This window comes from Flavobacterium fructosi, assembly GCF_042787335.1.
In the GTDB taxonomy this organism is placed as follows: domain Bacteria; phylum Bacteroidota; class Bacteroidia; order Flavobacteriales; family Flavobacteriaceae; genus Flavobacterium; species Flavobacterium fructosi.
The window spans coordinates 1-17,054 of record NZ_JBHZQA010000012.1 but is presented as its reverse complement, the minus strand read 5'-3'; the positions used below and the strand labels follow the sequence as shown (position 1 = coordinate 17,054).

Annotated in this window: 17 protein-coding genes; all 17 read left to right on the top strand. The window is 28.9% G+C overall.

Features of this window, described 5'->3' with window-relative positions; genetic code table 11:
- Positions 1-11: 11 nt before the first annotated feature.
- The 17 genes from ACFX5D_RS14685 to ACFX5D_RS14605 all read left to right on the top strand — a co-directional run bounded on the left by ACFX5D_RS14685 (position 12) and on the right by ACFX5D_RS14605 (position 16,930).
- A complete protein-coding gene (locus ACFX5D_RS14685) occupies positions 12-776 on the top strand; it encodes a hypothetical protein (protein WP_379858961.1) in 765 nt (254 codons plus the stop codon).
- An 18-nt stretch (positions 777-794) separates the two neighbouring features.
- Positions 795-1,256 carry a hypothetical protein gene (locus tag ACFX5D_RS14680; RefSeq protein WP_379858960.1) on the top strand — a complete coding sequence of 154 codons (462 nt, stop codon included), beginning with the start codon at positions 795-797 and terminating at the stop codon, positions 1,254-1,256.
- Between the two features lie 9 nt (positions 1,257-1,265).
- The gene (locus ACFX5D_RS14675) at positions 1,266-1,769 is read left to right on the top strand and encodes a hypothetical protein (RefSeq protein ID WP_379858959.1); all 504 of its coding nucleotides are present in this window, start codon (positions 1,266-1,268) and stop codon (positions 1,767-1,769) included.
- Positions 1,770-1,823: 54 nt separating this feature from the next.
- Positions 1,824-2,327, top strand: coding sequence for a hypothetical protein (locus ACFX5D_RS14670; RefSeq protein WP_379858958.1), 504 nt, complete (start codon positions 1,824-1,826; stop codon positions 2,325-2,327).
- Positions 2,328-2,347: 20 nt separating this feature from the next.
- Positions 2,348-2,776 carry a hypothetical protein gene (locus tag ACFX5D_RS14665; RefSeq protein ID WP_379858957.1) on the top strand — a complete coding sequence of 143 codons (429 nt, stop codon included), beginning with the start codon at positions 2,348-2,350 and terminating at the stop codon, positions 2,774-2,776.
- Between the two features lie 11 nt (positions 2,777-2,787).
- Complete coding sequence (locus ACFX5D_RS14660) at positions 2,788-3,048, top strand: hypothetical protein (RefSeq protein WP_379858956.1); 261 nt, start codon at positions 2,788-2,790, stop codon at positions 3,046-3,048.
- Between the two features lie 2 nt (positions 3,049-3,050).
- Positions 3,051-3,752, top strand: coding sequence for a J domain-containing protein (locus ACFX5D_RS14655; protein WP_379858955.1), 702 nt, complete (start codon positions 3,051-3,053; stop codon positions 3,750-3,752).
- Positions 3,753-4,274: 522 nt separating this feature from the next.
- Entirely contained in the window at positions 4,275-4,583 is a 309-nt protein-coding gene (locus ACFX5D_RS14650) for a helix-turn-helix domain-containing protein (protein ID WP_379858954.1), read from the top strand.
- A complete protein-coding gene (locus ACFX5D_RS14645; protein ID WP_379858953.1) occupies positions 4,567-5,544 on the top strand; it encodes a hypothetical protein in 978 nt (325 codons plus the stop codon). Before ACFX5D_RS14650 ends, ACFX5D_RS14645 begins: the two co-directional genes overlap by 17 nt.
- An 11-nt stretch (positions 5,545-5,555) precedes the next feature.
- Entirely contained in the window at positions 5,556-5,837 is a 282-nt protein-coding gene (locus tag ACFX5D_RS14640) for a hypothetical protein (protein ID WP_379858952.1), read from the top strand.
- Positions 5,830-6,804, top strand: coding sequence for a hypothetical protein (locus tag ACFX5D_RS14635; protein ID WP_379858951.1), 975 nt, complete (start codon positions 5,830-5,832; stop codon positions 6,802-6,804). The genes ACFX5D_RS14640 and ACFX5D_RS14635 overlap by 8 nt, the downstream gene beginning before the upstream one ends.
- Positions 6,805-7,080: 276 nt before the next feature.
- A complete protein-coding gene (locus tag ACFX5D_RS14630) occupies positions 7,081-7,713 on the top strand; it encodes a ribonuclease H1 domain-containing protein (protein WP_379858950.1) in 633 nt (210 codons plus the stop codon).
- A 330-nt stretch (positions 7,714-8,043) separates the two neighbouring features.
- Positions 8,044-10,704 carry a DUF4062 domain-containing protein gene (locus ACFX5D_RS14625; protein WP_379858949.1) on the top strand — a complete coding sequence of 887 codons (2,661 nt, stop codon included), beginning with the start codon at positions 8,044-8,046 and terminating at the stop codon, positions 10,702-10,704.
- A 219-nt stretch (positions 10,705-10,923) separates the two neighbouring features.
- Positions 10,924-14,124 carry a type ISP restriction/modification enzyme gene (locus ACFX5D_RS14620; protein ID WP_379858948.1) on the top strand — a complete coding sequence of 1,067 codons (3,201 nt, stop codon included), beginning with the start codon at positions 10,924-10,926 and terminating at the stop codon, positions 14,122-14,124.
- A 6-nt stretch (positions 14,125-14,130) separates the two neighbouring features.
- Positions 14,131-14,463 carry a hypothetical protein gene (locus ACFX5D_RS14615; protein ID WP_379858947.1) on the top strand — a complete coding sequence of 111 codons (333 nt, stop codon included), beginning with the start codon at positions 14,131-14,133 and terminating at the stop codon, positions 14,461-14,463.
- A gap of 125 nt (positions 14,464-14,588) precedes the next feature.
- A complete protein-coding gene (locus tag ACFX5D_RS14610) occupies positions 14,589-15,164 on the top strand; it encodes a GNAT family N-acetyltransferase (RefSeq protein WP_379858946.1) in 576 nt (191 codons plus the stop codon).
- A gap of 848 nt (positions 15,165-16,012) precedes the next feature.
- The gene (locus ACFX5D_RS14605; RefSeq protein ID WP_379858945.1) at positions 16,013-16,930 is read left to right on the top strand and encodes a tyrosine-type recombinase/integrase; all 918 of its coding nucleotides are present in this window, start codon (positions 16,013-16,015) and stop codon (positions 16,928-16,930) included.
- The last annotated feature ends 124 nt before the right edge of the window (positions 16,931-17,054 follow it).

The window sequence follows — 17,054 nt, the reverse complement described above, 5'->3', positions numbered from 1 at the left end:
CAGTTCATTTCATGAATGAAAAAAAAAAAAAAAAAAAAAAACCAAACGGAACTTTAAATGAATATTATAAAGTTCTTGGCAGAAACCATAACCTAAGTGCTCCTTATGCAAATATTACTCTTACTAACGAATCACAAAGAATGAACAATAAATCGTTTTATATTAATCCAATGATTAAATTATTTATTGGCTGTGTTGTAGTAATTACCCTTTTTAGATACGAATATATTGGTGATAAAATCAGTCAAGCTAGAACTTTTATAGCGAAAAAAACAAATACAATTGGTACAACAGAAGTTGAAGTAGTTTACTCGATACAAAAACCAGAACATGAAAATAGGAAGCGTATTAATGCAGCTGGAGATTATAAAACCCTTGATGAGATAGTAGATCAATCGATCAGTCAATATCCATATTATACCGCAAAAGGTTCTATGTTTAATCATGAAGAGGATGAATATGTTACTGGTACTTTCTATATAGTTGTCGATGTCGCTCAAGAAAAACATTACATTGATCAGGATGAAGAAAATGGAAAATATAAACACTTAAATATTATCATTTGGACATATTTTGTAAAACAAGGTGAACGTTATAAAACCTTTTTCTCACAAACACAAGAACCACTATTTACTGATAACGAGGGAGCTGAACATTACACACAAATGATGGTTGATAAATATGTATCGAATGCAAAGAGTTACATAGTGTATAAAACAAATAAGAGCAAAAAAGATTTTGATTTTAAAACCATTGATGAAACATCAATTGATTAACGATTAACATTAAACAAAATGAAAAAATTATTATTGGGAGCTATACTATCATTTAGCGTAATGAGCTGCACGGATTCAAGTTCAGATTCGGTTACAGGTTCAACCGTCGAATCATTCGAAATTCATACCAAAGGATTAAAAGGCTGGCATGTAAAATTAGACGGGACAATTATTGACACCTACAGCGAAGCGAATGTAATTGAATATTTCAAATATGTAAAAGATTCTAAAAAATTTAGTGAATTTCAGATGAGATCAACAGGCTGGGACGAATTTGCATCAGATATTGAAAAAATGGAAGGGAAGAGATTTTTCTTAACATATACAGAGCCAGGCAGAGACCCGAGTAATACATCTAAAGAGATATTTGATTTTACAAAATCAGGAGTAGTTGTTAGAGAATTTAAAAACACAAAAGATAACTATAGCGACAAAAAATATGAAGTTGGGTCAAAAGATTTCACTGAATATTATTATTAAATGAAAAACATGAAAGCACTCAACAAAATATTAACATTACTCATTTTATTCTCAACAATGTTAATGGTTGCACAAACAAAGATTTCTAGCATTCAAGCTAAACTATTTTATAACGAAAAAAACGACAACTTTGAAAATGAAGATTTTAGCGGTACATTTTCAGATAACGTAATTGACAATGATGGAATCGGTCTCAACAATGTGATTATCGGTGAAGGCTTTGGCGTAAAAGGTAATTCACATCAAACAATAGTGATAATCGAAATTACATCCAATAACCAGATAACAAGAAATCAAATCATTAAGGTTACTGCTACCGCAGGTACAAGGGTTTTGCTACAGCAAACACAAACATTTAACTTTCTTTCAGATGATGCAATAAAAAAACATAAATTACTATTTCTACTCAGTGATACAGGTTGCGAGAAGATTTATTTAAAAGCCGAGATATTGAAAAACAATAAAAGCATTTCAACTATGATTAAAACCATTGACTTTGAATGTGCAGAGTAATTTACAAACTCTAGATAAGCTATCTTAAATTAATAAAAAAAATAAAAAAAACTCATGAAAAAAATACTTTTAACAATCGCAATAACCCTTTATTTTGGGAATGCAAATTCTCAAATTAATAATTTATCTGATTTATTACAAGTTTCGGAATTATCCGTATTTGGGTTAACTGAAAATTTACAGCATACTTGGGAAATCAGTAAGCCTTTCGAAGGATATTCCAAAGACAAAAAAAAAATAATAAATAGATACACATACTCATATTTCAAAGATAAAAGAAATCAAATTTTACATAGAAATATAACCGTTGGACTAGAGACAGATTATAGGTCAGAGATAACTGAATTTGTATGTAATGATTTAGAATTACAAAAACTAATATTAAAAAATCTTCCTTATCAAGGTTTTGAACTAAAAGAAAAAAAAGGGGACAAATCTGTTTATGAGGATGGAAATCGCAAAGTTACTATTGATTCTAATCAATTAACAACAGGATTAGCCAAAGGATACTACTTAGTTAGTGTTGAATTAAATTATATACAAAATAGCGGTAATTAAAAAAATACAATTGATGTGCTATGACAAATAAAACTTTAATCTTTTCTATGATTTGTGGAATTATTTTACTCTACTTCATATACAATTTGATTGTACATATTTTAGATACAATAAACAGAAATAACGAAATTGAGATTGCTGAAAATTCAATGTTAAAAGCAAATAAAGAAATGCATTCAGCAAAACAAGAACTTATTGCTGAAATTGAAAAACAATATAATTCAGATTACGCAGAAAAAGTAGCAAAAGGAACAATTTGGATGGGAATGCCTGACATTTTACTTTCAGTCGCATTGGGAAGAGCAGGAGAAATTAAAGAAAGTTTTTTCAAAGATAAAGTAACTGAAAAATGGTATTATAACGGTTACAGAACTCGATTAAACACTTACAAATACAGACTTGAAGTTATCGTAGAAAATTATAAAGTTGCAGGTTGGAAAGACCTTTAAAAAAATAAAATATGCCAAATTGTAGCAATTGCGGAGTTTACATGCAACCGACAGAAGTTTATAAACGAGAAATTTATGTGGGAACAACAAATAGAGTCAATTATGGAAAAAGAGTTTCGTTTGGTAATTCAACACATTATAGAAAACAAAGTGTTTGCGTTAATTGTGTAAATATGATTGACAAAGCAAATGAGGCACGTAAAAGAAATTCAACAATCGTATTATTAATTATTGCTATCGCAATAATTATATACTTTTCATTTAGAAGATAAATATGACTCAAAAGAATTACTATGATATTTTGGGATTGCAAAAAAATGCAACTCAAGAAGAAATTAAACAAGCATATCGAAAATTATCTTTAAAATTTCATCCAGACAAAAATGACGGAGATAAATTTTTAGAAGAAATGTTCAAAAATATAAACGAAGCAAAAGAAATATTGTCAGACACTACAAAAAGAAAATCTTTCGATTTTACTTTGAATAACAATAACTCAAATTATCAAAGCACAAATAATTCAAATAACTATTCAGATCCTACTGCCCAAAAACCGAAAGTAGATTATCCAAAAGTAAATTCTTTGACGGAGATTTATTTTGAGAAACAAGATTTTGCTAAAAAAAGACAAAATGAATTTCAAAAAGCAGAAAATATTTCTAACCCTAACAATATTACAATTTCAAAAATATTATGGCTAATTTTAATTGTTTTTGGTTCTTATTTTGTGCTAAAACCAAATTTGAATAATTTTGGAATAAATCAAAGTGAAAATTATGAATATATTGCTACAGAACAATCAAAAATTTATATAGAACCTGATAAAAATTCCGAAGTTATTGGAAATGTTGAAAATGGAACAAATTTTAATAGTCTGGAAGAAACAAATTATTTCATAAAAATGGAATTTACCAACGAAAATGGAATTTTGACAAGAGGGTATATTAGAAAAAAGAATATTAATCGCAAAGACTAATTTTGTCAGCCACTAAGCAAAAGTACCGACACTAAATACGAATAATTATTTACAATAAAAAAAGTATAATTTTTTAAAACTAAAAAATACTAGCCTCCACTTCGGAGGCTTTTATATATTCACCCTTGACTTAATTCTTCCCATACAGATTATACTTTGGCAATTGCCTACCCTATTCTGACTTCAATTCCATAAATAATAAATACTCTTTGCTCCTCCCCATACCGTAAGCTTTTACAATCCCGTTTTGGTTTTCTTCCTTTCAGAAAAATTAAGTAATTCAGTTAATTGCGTTATCTTTTTTTTTCCAACGCAAAAAGCTTTTTATCGCAAATGCTCATGTTTTTTAACTAGATTTGGGTATAAAACAGAATTTATCAAATTCGTATTTATTTTTTTAAAAAAGAATAAAACCCTCAATTACAATGTATTAAAATTTAAAAATTGCGTAAGGCATTCAAAAAAGGCTTTCTTGTAAAATCAACTTAGTTATTATAATTATAAACATTTAAAGAATTTATTATGACTAATGAAAAATTTGCTGGCAAGCCATCTGAACAGCTACATCTTTCAAGAAAAGAAGAGCTGCTTGAGCTTAAGGAAGAAATTATCTGTGAAGTGATTAACAGAATTTCTAAACTCCCTAAAGATGAAGAACAACACACTTCAAAACAAATTTGTACAATCTATAATATCAGTTCTTCAACATTAGAACGGTTTGTCAGAAGTGGACTGAAATTCAGAAACACAGGCAAAAAGACAAAACGGTTATTTACGAAAGCCGAGTTTGAAAATTATTTAAAAAAACAAAATTATGGTAGACGTTACTAAAATGCATTTAAGAATAAAAGATGATTCAAAATGGTTCAATACCATGTCAATAAATTTAGAATTAAAAAGAACTAATTATAATAGCGAATTTAAATATTATGAAGGGAAACTTTTCTTTCATGACGACAAATCATCAACAGATTTTGATGATGACAGATTTTTGAAAATACAATTGACTAAGCACCATGATTATTTTAGAATTAACATTTTGGATAGTATACAGGATTGGTATTTGGGTGACAACGCAAGTGAAGATTTCTCAAAATCGTCTTATAATGATTGTATCAATTTACTTTCTAAAAAACTGTCAATTGCAAGTTTTACATCTCATGCAACAATTAGTGAATTGACTTGGAAAGCAAAAATTGCTTTTAGAAAAGAGCATGCTAATTTTATGAGTTGCATTTTTGATCACAAAACCTTAAAAAATAAATCAACAACAGGAAGAACAAAAATTAAATTTTGGGGCAAGGACAAAAACTGCTTAATTATAAAAAAAAAGAACCTCCCTGAAATTGCGAACGAAACAAAAATTGATTTTTATATACATTTTCAGATAGAATCCAAAAATGTACCTAATGACAAATTTTTAAAAAATAATGCACGTTATCTGGCAGATGTCTTAGAAAATTGGAATCAAATGGTCGACGAATGGGAAAACCAACTAAACAATCTTGTGATTATAGACAGTTTCAGTCCCGCAATATCGGATTATTTAAACAATGCAAATATGACGAAAATGAGTGGTTATCTTATATATGTTGGAATCAAGCATTATGGACTTGAAAATTTTAGACAACTAATCAACGACAAGATGATCTCAAAAAAATTATATGAGTATCGCAAGAAATACATTGACATTTATGAAAAATTCGAGGATTCAAATACTCCAAATTACAGAAGCTACTTTAAAACCAATGTTGAACTAATCGCTGAAAAACTAAAAAAACAATCGCTATGATTAATAAAATTATGACTTACGAGCAAGAATACAAAAAATATATTAAGATTCTTACTCCTTTGAATGATATCGAACTATACATTGAAAATAAGGATGCTGGTATGCTTCGAGCAATACTTTCAGAATATAAAGCAAATTATAAAAAAGTAAGAACTGATAAAGCTATAGCTGATTTAATTTCGGGAATATGTCCAATGAAAAAAGCTTTGAGAAAACTTGATGCAAGAACAGAAGTACAAGAAGAAGCTGATCTATTGATAAGGGAAGACCTTGAAAGAGCCATGTATGGATAGGATTATAATTAAAAATAAATCCATAAAATTAGACTTAACTACATTGGGCAACCCGTTCAATGTAGTTCCTTGTCCAATTTCCGACAGTTTAAATTTTAAATTTAAATTATACCGTAACCAAACCTACACAGAAAAAGATTCTTTTTTGATAATTAGTGCCAATGAAGAGTTCAGGGGATTTACAGTATCTGGTAGTTTAAGAAAATGGTATTTTGGGAACACAAATGCTGTAATGGACTTCAATTATAAAACGTTCCTGCATTGCATTGCGATTTTATCTAAAAGGCTAAACGTAAAACAGATTGATTTTTGGGAATCGAAGGTAACTTATTTGGAGATTGGAGGTAACATCAAATTAAAAAGAAAATATGATTGCATTATTCCCAGTATGTCATCGTACCCTAGATTAGGAAAAGCCCTAATAAAAGACGAAACTGTTTATTTCAAAGCTCTAAATTATGAACTAATCGCTTATGACAAAATCAAAGAGATATTCAAAGATAGAGGTGCAAATAAGTCCCTTAGAGACAAAATTACCAAAGGTGTGTTTGTACTCCGCTTCGAGATAAAATTAAAATGCCCAAGCAATACGCCTTTAAAGGAAAAAGTAAAAACATTGAATCACATAAAAAACAACTGGGGCTTTTTGATTGATTATTGGAAAAATACTTATCTCAAAATAGAAATGGTTCAAGTACAAAGCCCAACTTTTATTCTGAAAAAGCAATACGCAACAAGAAGAGAATTGAAAGATTATTTTTCTGTAATGTTAATCAATGAAATTGGTGTCGATTCAATTTATCAAATAATTAATTCGTCGGTCAGGGACAAAAAAGAGGAACGTAATCATTTTATAAATCTTATGAAAAAATTTGAAGCAAATACACTTTCTGACTATCATAAAGTAGTCCGTGAGGCGGTTGAAGAAAAAGCAATAATCATGAGCCGATATTCAACCGATATATAACTATTAATAATATAGCAAAGGAAACCCCTCTAATAGGGAAATGGAACAAATACGAATAGTAAACAAGTACAACCATATCAGACTAAAATATAAAATCACATATACTAATCTATATACTGTAAGTAAAACTGATATAGAACTTGATTTAAATTAAAAAACAACTGCTTGTGGTATAATTAAACAGCTTAAAGTGCTAATTGAACTACTAGATTTTGAAAATAATACATATACAATTAATGAATGCCAGAATATAATCTAAAAACAAAAATACAAATTATGCAAAATAACAAATACTATGTAGTCTTTAAAGGCTACAAAACAGGGATTTATGATAATTGGAACGAGTGTAATAAACAAGTTAACGGATTTAGCGGTACTCTGCATAAATCATTTGAATCTCTTGACGAAGCGGAAAAAGCATTCGCAGAATATTCTGAATCCACAAACAGTACTTCAACTTCTATACCGCCTTCACCCTACTCTACTAAATCATTTATCGTTAATGGAAATTGTCCAAATAATTTTGGCGAAATGTCTTATCAATGGAATCTGTCGACTTCTACAAATAATGTAAAAAAGAAACAGTTACCGATTATTGGGACTAAGAACATAGCTGATTTTATAGCTATTATTGATTTGATAAAACTCTCAAAAAAAGTCAAGCGTAATTTACCTATTTACACTAATTCCAAAACTGTTAAGAATTGGATTCTAAACAAGAAATGTAATCATCAACTTTTTGCTTCGAAAAAAACGGAGGCTGTTATTGCTATGATTAGAGAAGCGGAAGAATGGCTTTCAAACAATGCGGTCGAGAACGAAATTCTACTTTGGAATTCTGTTGCTTGGGGAAATTTCCCTTTAGTTAGTAAAAGACGAAAGCGAATTAGAAAATTAAAATCAAATTAATGCCTTAATCTGCCTTTTTAAAAGATAATTTATTATTCTGAAAAATAACGTGAGCTAGATGAATTTTTCAATGATTCTAGCTCATTTTTTATTAAAGCTATTTTCTCATATAAGTACTAAATCATACAGCAAATAAAAAGTCCTTTCGATGATTTGTAAGTATTTATTCTTATTTTTGAAAAAGAAATAAAGCGGAACAAACCTACGCCAATCTACTTGAAAGTGGGTGTATAGTCGCTAGTTTGTGGCGAATATATACTAGTTACCAGTAAGCGTAAAAAAACGTAATGTAACAAAATTCATTAGAAAAATCTGTAATTAAAACAAAAAATGGAAACACTAAAAATATTCAAATGTTTTATTTCTTCACCTGGTGACTGTGAAAAGGAAAGAGAACTTTGCGAAGCAATAATAAATAAAATAAACAAGGGTGCTTTAGCAACCCATCTCAAAATTAATTTTAAAACTTTTATGTGGGAATATGACGTTCTTCCAGATATGGGGAGAAATGGGCAAGAAATTATTGATGAATATATCCTAAAATCAAATTATGATATATTCATAGGAATTATGAAAAACCGATTTGGTCATGCTACAAAAAAAGCAGGAAGTGGAACTGAACATGAATTTAATGATGCCTTAGAACGCAAGACAAAATCAGAAAATTCAATTCCAAGAATTATGTTTTATTTTGGTAAAGATGAAGTTGATATAGACCATCCTAAAATTAATGAAATTTTAGAACAACGTAAAAAGGTGATTACTTTTAAAAATAGCATCAGTAATAATGGGTTATACATTGACTTTAATTCTTGTGAACAGTTTGAAGAAAAATTAGAAGCAAAACTAAATATGTTTATATCTGAACTTTCACCAATTACTAACCCAAATGAGAAAATTAAAAAAGTTGATATTATACTTAAAAAATTAGAAGACGAATTAAATCAATCACTTAAATCATACAATGAATTAAGTCCAGTTTGGATTGAGCCAATTATTAGTGCCCAGCGAGAAATACCAATTAATCCAACAAAAAATGAGGAAAACAGAGTTGAGTTATTTTCTTTAATTGAAAATCCAACAAATATTATAATTAAAGCACCTTCGGAATTTGGTCTAACATCGTTAGCTCATTATTTAAAGTTAAATGCTTGGAAAGCAGGAAAGAAATTTGTTTATATCGATTCAAAAACAACCAAAAAGCATAAAATAGTAAAAGATATACTTAGTGTATCACAAAATTGCTTTTTAAAAGATAGCGAAAATATTGATTGCATAATTGTAGATTCCGTTTGTTTTGATGAAAATGGAATAATGCAAATGATAAAAAATGTTTGTGATGAATATAAAAGTATTCCAATAATATTACTTAACACTCTTGATAACAATTTCTTTCTAAAATCAGATGATGATAAAGTTGAAATAAGAAGAACTTTCAATTCATTATATTTACTACCATTACCACAAGCAGAAGTAAGAAAAGTTGTTTTATCATACGCAAAAGCAAAATCATTTGTTGAAGATTGTGAAAACACATTATCTAAGGTAACGAAAGATTTGGAGACTTTAAATATGCATCGGACAGTTAAAAACTGTATTTCAATATTAAGGGCAACTTCAAAAATGGTTGATGATTACAGTCCGATTAATCGAACAAAATTATTAGAAACTATTCTAAATGGAATTTTTCAAGACTATGAATTACCTACTTATCATGACAAAAAGCCTGATGTAAAAGATTGTAGCTTCGTTTTGGGATATTTATGTGAGTTGCTAATTTTGAGAACCGATTTTGAATTCAGCGACCAATATTTTAAAGAAGAGTTAATTAAATTCTGTGATGACAATTTTATTAATCTTGATTTAAACTATCTATTAAATGCACTAAAAGATAATTCAATAATTGGGAGTACCAGTTCAAATTTAAATTATTTTAAAAACTCGTATTGGGTATTTTATTTTATCGCTCAAAGAATGAATATGAATCTAAAATTCCGTGAAAAAATATATACAGAAAAAAAATACATTGATTATCCAGAAATAATTGAGTTTTATACAGGAATTGATAGAAATAAAGAAGATGCTTTAATTTTACTAAATAAAGATTTAGAGGAAACTCTACAAATAGTTAGAGCAAAAGTACAAATACCAAATGATTTAAATCCTTTTAAAGCTATTCAATGGGTTCCAGATATTCAAACTTTAGAAAAAGAAGAAGAAAAAATTGGTTCTAATGTTATTTCTTCTGGTTTACCAGACGAAGTTAAAGACAAATATGCTGATAAACATTATAATCAAGCGAAACCATATAATCAAGTTTTCAATTCTGTAATGAGAGACTATTCAGTTTTAGTGTTAATGCGTCAAATTTCAGCAACTTCACGAGCACTTAGAAATAGTGATTTTGTTACTGATTCTCAGCTAAAAAAAGAATTAATAAATCAAATAACACAAGGTTGGAATGAGATTAACAAAATATTAATTGTGTTAGCACCATTTTTGGCTGATAATGGTAATGTTGCATTTGAAGGAGCACGATTTAATTTAAATGAAGATGATTTTAAAATTGACGACCCAGTCCAAAAAAGATTAGCAGTATTATTAGCAATACCAACAAATATTGTAAAAATTTTCAAAGATGACATTTATTCAATTAAAATTGGTCCACTTATTATAGATAAGGCTATAAATGAAACAAATAGTTTACTTAAACATGAACTTATGTTACTAATTATGGCCGAAAGACCAAAAAAATGGCGTGAGGTTATTGATAATTATATAGTTAGTTTGGATAAAAACTCTTATTTCCTTTCAGATACTCTATCAGTTTTGAATTTTAACATTGAATATAAAGCAACTGAAATTGAAGATTTACAATCATTAAAAATGCTCTCAAAAAAATGCAGAGCTAAACATATTTTGAAAAATAATAACCCAAATATTGGTTTAATAAATCGTCTTGATAAATTAGAAAAAGGTTCAAAATATTAAATAAAAACGTCAGCCACTAAAAGCCATTGAGCTAGCTAGAATTTAGTGGAATTATCGTTTCGCATCAAGTTTTCGTTAAGCCGAAAATTGAGCGGTTACGAACTTCCAGCCATCTCAAAGTGGCATAACGTTGGGTGTAATGCTCCGAGAACCGAAATACCCGAGAAAAATTCGATTAAAAAATTATCTTTGTATTTCACAATAATTGACAAAAATTAAATGAATTTAGAACAATATATTGACAATATAAACCGAAGATATAAACTTGGAAATGCGACGGAACATACTTTTCGTGGAGATTTGCAACAACTTATAGAAAGTTTAATTCCCGAAATCAGAGCGACGAACGAACCGAAAAGAATTACTTGTGGTGCGCCTGATTATATATTGACAAAAAAAGATATTGAAATCGGTTACATCGAAGCCAAAGATATTGGCGACAAAGATTTATCAGGTGTAAAGAAAACAGGGAACAAAGAACAATTCGACAGATATAAATCAGCTTTACCAAATTTAATTTTTACCGATTATTTGGATTTTCATCTTTATATTGAAGGTGTTTTCATTACTAAAATTGCAATTGCAGAAATTCAAAACGGGACTATCGTTGCGTTACCTAATAATTTTGCAACATTTACCAATTTACTAAAAGACTTTTGTTCATTCGTTGGACAAACCATAAAAAGCTCAAAAAAACTTGCAGAAATGATGGCGGGCAAAGCCCGCCTACTTTCTGATGTTATTGAATTGGCTTTGACTAACGATGAAAACAATAGTGAAGACAGTACTTTGAAAGACCAAATGAACGCTTTCAAAGAAATCTTAATTCACGATATTACTCCAAAAGGCTTTGCCGATGTTTACGCTCAAACAATTGCTTACGGAATGTTTGCTGCACGTTTACACGACCCAACTTTACCAACTTTTTCAAGACAAGAAGCATCAGAATTAATACCAAAATCAAATCCTTTTCTACGAAAATTATTTGGCTATATCGCTGGACCAGATATTGATGACAGAATTAAATGGATTGTAGATAGTTTAGTAGAAATTTTCTTGGCGTGTAACGTTGCCGAAATCTTGAAAAATTATGGGAAATCAACAAAAATGGAAGATCCAATTATCCATTTTTATGAAACTTTTTTGAGCGAATACGACCCAAAATTGCGAAAAGCTCGTGGTGTTTGGTACACACCAAAACCTGTTGTGAATTTTATAGTTCGTGCAGTAGATGAAATTTTAAAAATAGAATTCGATTTACCACAAGGTTTGGCTGATAATAGCAAAACCAAAATAAAAGTAAATCTTCAAGCAACAGACAAACGATTTAAAGACAATATTAGAACAGTAGAAGAAGAAGTTCACAAAGTGCAAATTCTTGACCCAGCTACAGGAACAGGAACATTTCTTGCTGAAGTTGTAAAACATATTCACTCGAAATTTAAAGGGCAACAAGGTGTTTGGAGCAATTATGTAGAAACACATTTATTACCACGTTTAAATGGATTTGAGTTATTGATGGCAAGTTATGCAATGGCACATTTGCAAATGGATTTATTGCTAACCGAAACAGGTTTTAAACCAACCAAAGACCAACGTTTCAAAATATATTTAACCAATAGTTTAGAAGAAAGTCATCCTGACACAGGAACGCTATTTTCTAATTGGTTAAGTAGTGAAGCCAACGAAGCTAATTTTATAAAACGTGATACTCCAGTTATGTGTATTGTTGGTAATCCTCCTTATAGTGGCGAGAGCAAAAACAAAGGGGAATGGATCACGCAATTAATGGAAGATTACAAAAAAGAACCAGGAGGAAAAGAAAAATTAAAGGAACAGAACTCAAAATATATTAATGATGATTACGCAAAATTTTTACGTTATGGTCAACATTATATCGAGAGAAATGGTGAAGGAATATTAGCGTTTATAAATCCTCACGGATTTTTAGACAATCCAACATTTAGAGGTATGCGTTGGAATTTATTAAAAACTTACGACAAAATTTATACAATAGATTTACACGGAAATGCCAAGAAAAAAGAAACGGCAGTAGATGGTTCTGCTGATGTAAATGTTTTTGATATTGAGCAAGGCGTTTCTATTAATATTTTTGTAAAGACGGGGAAGAAAAAAGCAAATGAATTAGCTAAATATTTCATTTATGATTTATTAGGTAAAAGAGAAATGAAATATGATTTTTTAACAAATAATAAATTAAATGATATTGATTTTTTAGAAATCAAGCCATTTTCCCCAAACTATATATTCAAGTTTCAAGATGAAAAATTACTTAAAAATTATAATTATGGTATTGATTTATTAAAGTTATTCCCTGTAAATGTTGGTGGTTTTACCACACACAGAGATAATTTTGCAGTTGATTTTGATAAAACTGTAATAGAAAAAAGAGCATTAGCTTTAATTGACAATCAAATTGACGATTTATCAATTCAGAAATTATTTGATATTTCTGATAATCGTGATTGGCAAATAAAAAAAGCAAGAATAGAAATTCAAAAGGATACTAATTGGGAAAACAAAATTATAAAATGCAATTATAGACCTTTTGATAACAGAAGCTGTTATTTTAGTTCAGTGATGATGGATTATCCAAGAAAAGAGTTAATTCAACATTCTTTCAATAAGGATAATTTATTGCTTGGAATTGGAAGACAAGGTTTAGCAGTTGGCGATATAGAATGGTGTCTAACAACGGTTTCTAAAAATCCTGTTGACGCTAATATCTTTCGTCGTGGTGGCGTAAATCTTTTTCCTTTATATCTTTATCCTGATAATAATGGGCAATTAACAACTGAATTAAACGAAGAAAGAATTCCGAATTTAAATACTGAAATAGTAAACAAAATCGCAAGCGATTTGGGTTTATCTTTTTCACCAGAAAAAGCAGATGTAAAAATTCAAACTGTCGAAACTAATCAATTTTCGCCAATTGATATTCTCGACTATATTTATGCCGTTTTACATTCGTCAAAATACAGAACTAAATACAAAGATTTCTTAAAAACAGATTTTCCAAAAATTCCATATCCAAAAAATATCAGAGCTTTTATTGACTTAGTAGATTTGGGTTCACGATTGAGAGAACTACATTTATTAGAAAGTCCAAAAATAGAAGATTACATTACAGAATTTAACATTGACGGAGATTGTATTGTAAGAAAACCAAATTACAAAGGCGGAAAAGTTTATGTAAATGAAACGCAATATTTTGAAAATGTTCCAGAAGTTGCGTGGAATTTTTATATTGGCGGTTATCAACCAGCACAAAAATGGTTAAAAGACAGAAAAGACAGAAAGTTAGAGTTTGACGATATTGCACATTATCAAAAAATCATAGTTGCGTTATCAGAAACCGACAGAATAATGAACGAAATTGATAAAATAGAAATAGAGTAAAAAAAGATGAATACATTTGAAACACAAACAGGATTTTCAATTGAATTAATAGATAATAGGCTCATATTAAGAGGAGAATACAATAACTTGCCATTATATGAATCAATTGGCGGTACAATAACTGCAATTGCAATCGTGAAAACACCTGCTGTCGAGATAAATTCAATTGCAGACGAAGATACTAAAATGCTTTATGGAGTAGTTATGAGACCAAATCTTAATATATTTAGAGATACAGGACGTAACGGAATAAAAGAAAATTGTTATTGGTATTTTTCGGAACATACGATTAAAAAATTACACGAAAACTATAATGGAAAAATAAAAATTGGACATTAATCAAAATATATTTAAACGACAAAGATGATTTGGCAAATCCGAAAATAGGGCTTAATTTAGTCTCAAAACGTTGTTGTCCCAAAACGTTATATACTATGCAAACTAATTCATAATAAGATAAAAAAATGTATTCAGAAAATTACAAGGCTTGTGATACAATATTTAATAATATCCCAAATATAGATATTGCGAATGGAGTTCATTTAAGAAGTATCTTTTTAAAAGAGATAGAGCTTGAATCAAAAGCATATTTTACTAATTCAAGTGATTCCTTAACAAAAAAATATATCCCTGGAGCATATTGCTCAAATGAAGCTGAGGCAAAAAAAAAATTATTAGACTTCAGAGGTAGATTTTTACATAAATATTGTGTACCATTTGCTGTTGCAGTAGGGGGAGAATCTGTGCCAATAGGTTATATTATATGTTTTTCTCCTTTGACAACCGATAGAGACAGTGGAGAGAAAATTGACGATTGGACTATTGATATTTGGCTTGGCGAAGGTGTTAGAGGAAAAGGAATTATGGAACATGTATTATATCGTGTTCTTGAATATCTGCACTCAAAAGAAGTAGATAGAGTTTATATGTATGTTGATAAAGATAATTATATAAGTATTCATATAATTGAAAAATTGGGTTGTACTCTTTTAGGAGATAGTGGTGACGGAAAATTCTACCAATATGGTGTGAAATTTTAGCCAAATGTTTGACTATGGTTTTATCACGATATTAACAGTTAATTACCCCCGTAGTTACCCCCGTCAAAAATAAATAGCTCTTACAGGCTATAATCTGTGAGCATACAGAGGTTCGGTTATAATCCAGTCAAGGTCACAAAATATGAAAGTAGTCAACTTTCGAAGATACTAAAACCCCTGTAAAATAGGGGTTTTTTCTTTTTTATACCTTTAATCTTTTATCATTTTTATTACCCCCATTCTTACCCCCTATTGTATATATATATTTTAATGTTTAAAAACAGAGAATTTTTACCTGAAATCTTTATTCCATAAAATAGGGTCTGTTTTACTAAAAATCTTATATACTTTAAAACAAGTCGTTTTTACTTGAAATCTATATTCCCTAAAATAAGATCTGTTTTACTAAAAATCTAATGTACTTTAAAACAGGTAAATTTTACTTAAAATCTTTATTCCGTAAAATAAGGTCTGTTTTACTAATAGTCTGATTTACTTTAAAACAGGTAGTTTTTACTTAAAATCTTCATTCCATAAAATAAGGTCTGTTTTACTAATAATCTGATTTATATCTAAAAAGAGGAAAATGTAACATGAAATCTAAATTCTGTTAAAAGAGGGTATATTTTACTAACACTTGTTTTTATTTCCCCAAAAAAAAAGAATATTTTACTGTAAATCGTTTTTTTGTAATTCGTTGGAAGCTAAAAAATTATGTTAAATTTTTAAATACAAAACACTGCATCACTGATACTTAAGTTAATTATATTATTTTTTTGTAATAATTTTCTTATTAATTTTATTCAGAAATTATGGCTACTGTCTATAATATAAGAAAAAGAGAAATCATGATAAAACAAAATTTTACTGTAAAAGCAATCCTGAGAACGGATAAAAGAAAAATGGATGGAACTTGTCCAGTGAACTATCGAATAACAATTAATTCAGTAGTCCTAAAATTAACATCTGGAGAATATTCCGAAGAATCAGATTGGAATGCTAAAGACGGATTTTTTAAGGGTTCTAAATCAAGTATTCAAAATAGTCTGTTAGATAATGAAATGAGTAGAATTAAAGATTATTTAAGAGAGCAAAGGTCTATAGGAACTTATTTGAATATTGAGCTTGTAAAATCGTTTTATTCTACAAAAGATAGTGATGACTTTTATGAGTACTATGATAAATTCTGCGAAAAAAAGTTTACCGAGCTAAGCGAAGGCACACAATACCATTATGTTCTATTAAGAAAGCGCCTGAAGCAATTTAAAAAGGAAATAAAATTAAGTCAAATCAATTTGAGTTTTATCGAAAAATTCGATAATTGTTTAAGTACAAAATTTAACACTGGAAACTCTGGAAGATGGAGTAGACATAAAAATTTAAAAGCGGTTATTGGAAATGCTTTAAAAAAGAATCTTGTTAAAAAAAATCCCTACGATGAATTCAAATTAACCCAAGAAGAACCGAAAATTGAATATTTAAATCGCATTGAATTAAAACTGATTGAAAAGATACGATTTAGTAATTTCCCAAGAGGAGAAGGTTTAAATATTACCCGAGATATGTTTCTTTTTTCTTGTTATACAGGCTTACGATATTCGGATGTAATTGATCTTTCTAAAAAAGATATTTTAGATAACAAAATTATTTCTCTGAGAATGCAGAAGACCAAAAATATGGTACAAGTTCCTATTTCGGACAAGGCACAAATAATATTAAAAAAATACCTATCAACTGATAACGATACTGTTTGGATATGCAAATAAAAGGTGTACATTAAGTTAAGCTACATTTTTGTAATTAATTTGATTGTTAAATTCTTCAATAGTTGCATAATTCAAAGCAGAATGTCTCCTTTTTCTGTTGTACCAAATTTCAATGTATTCAAAG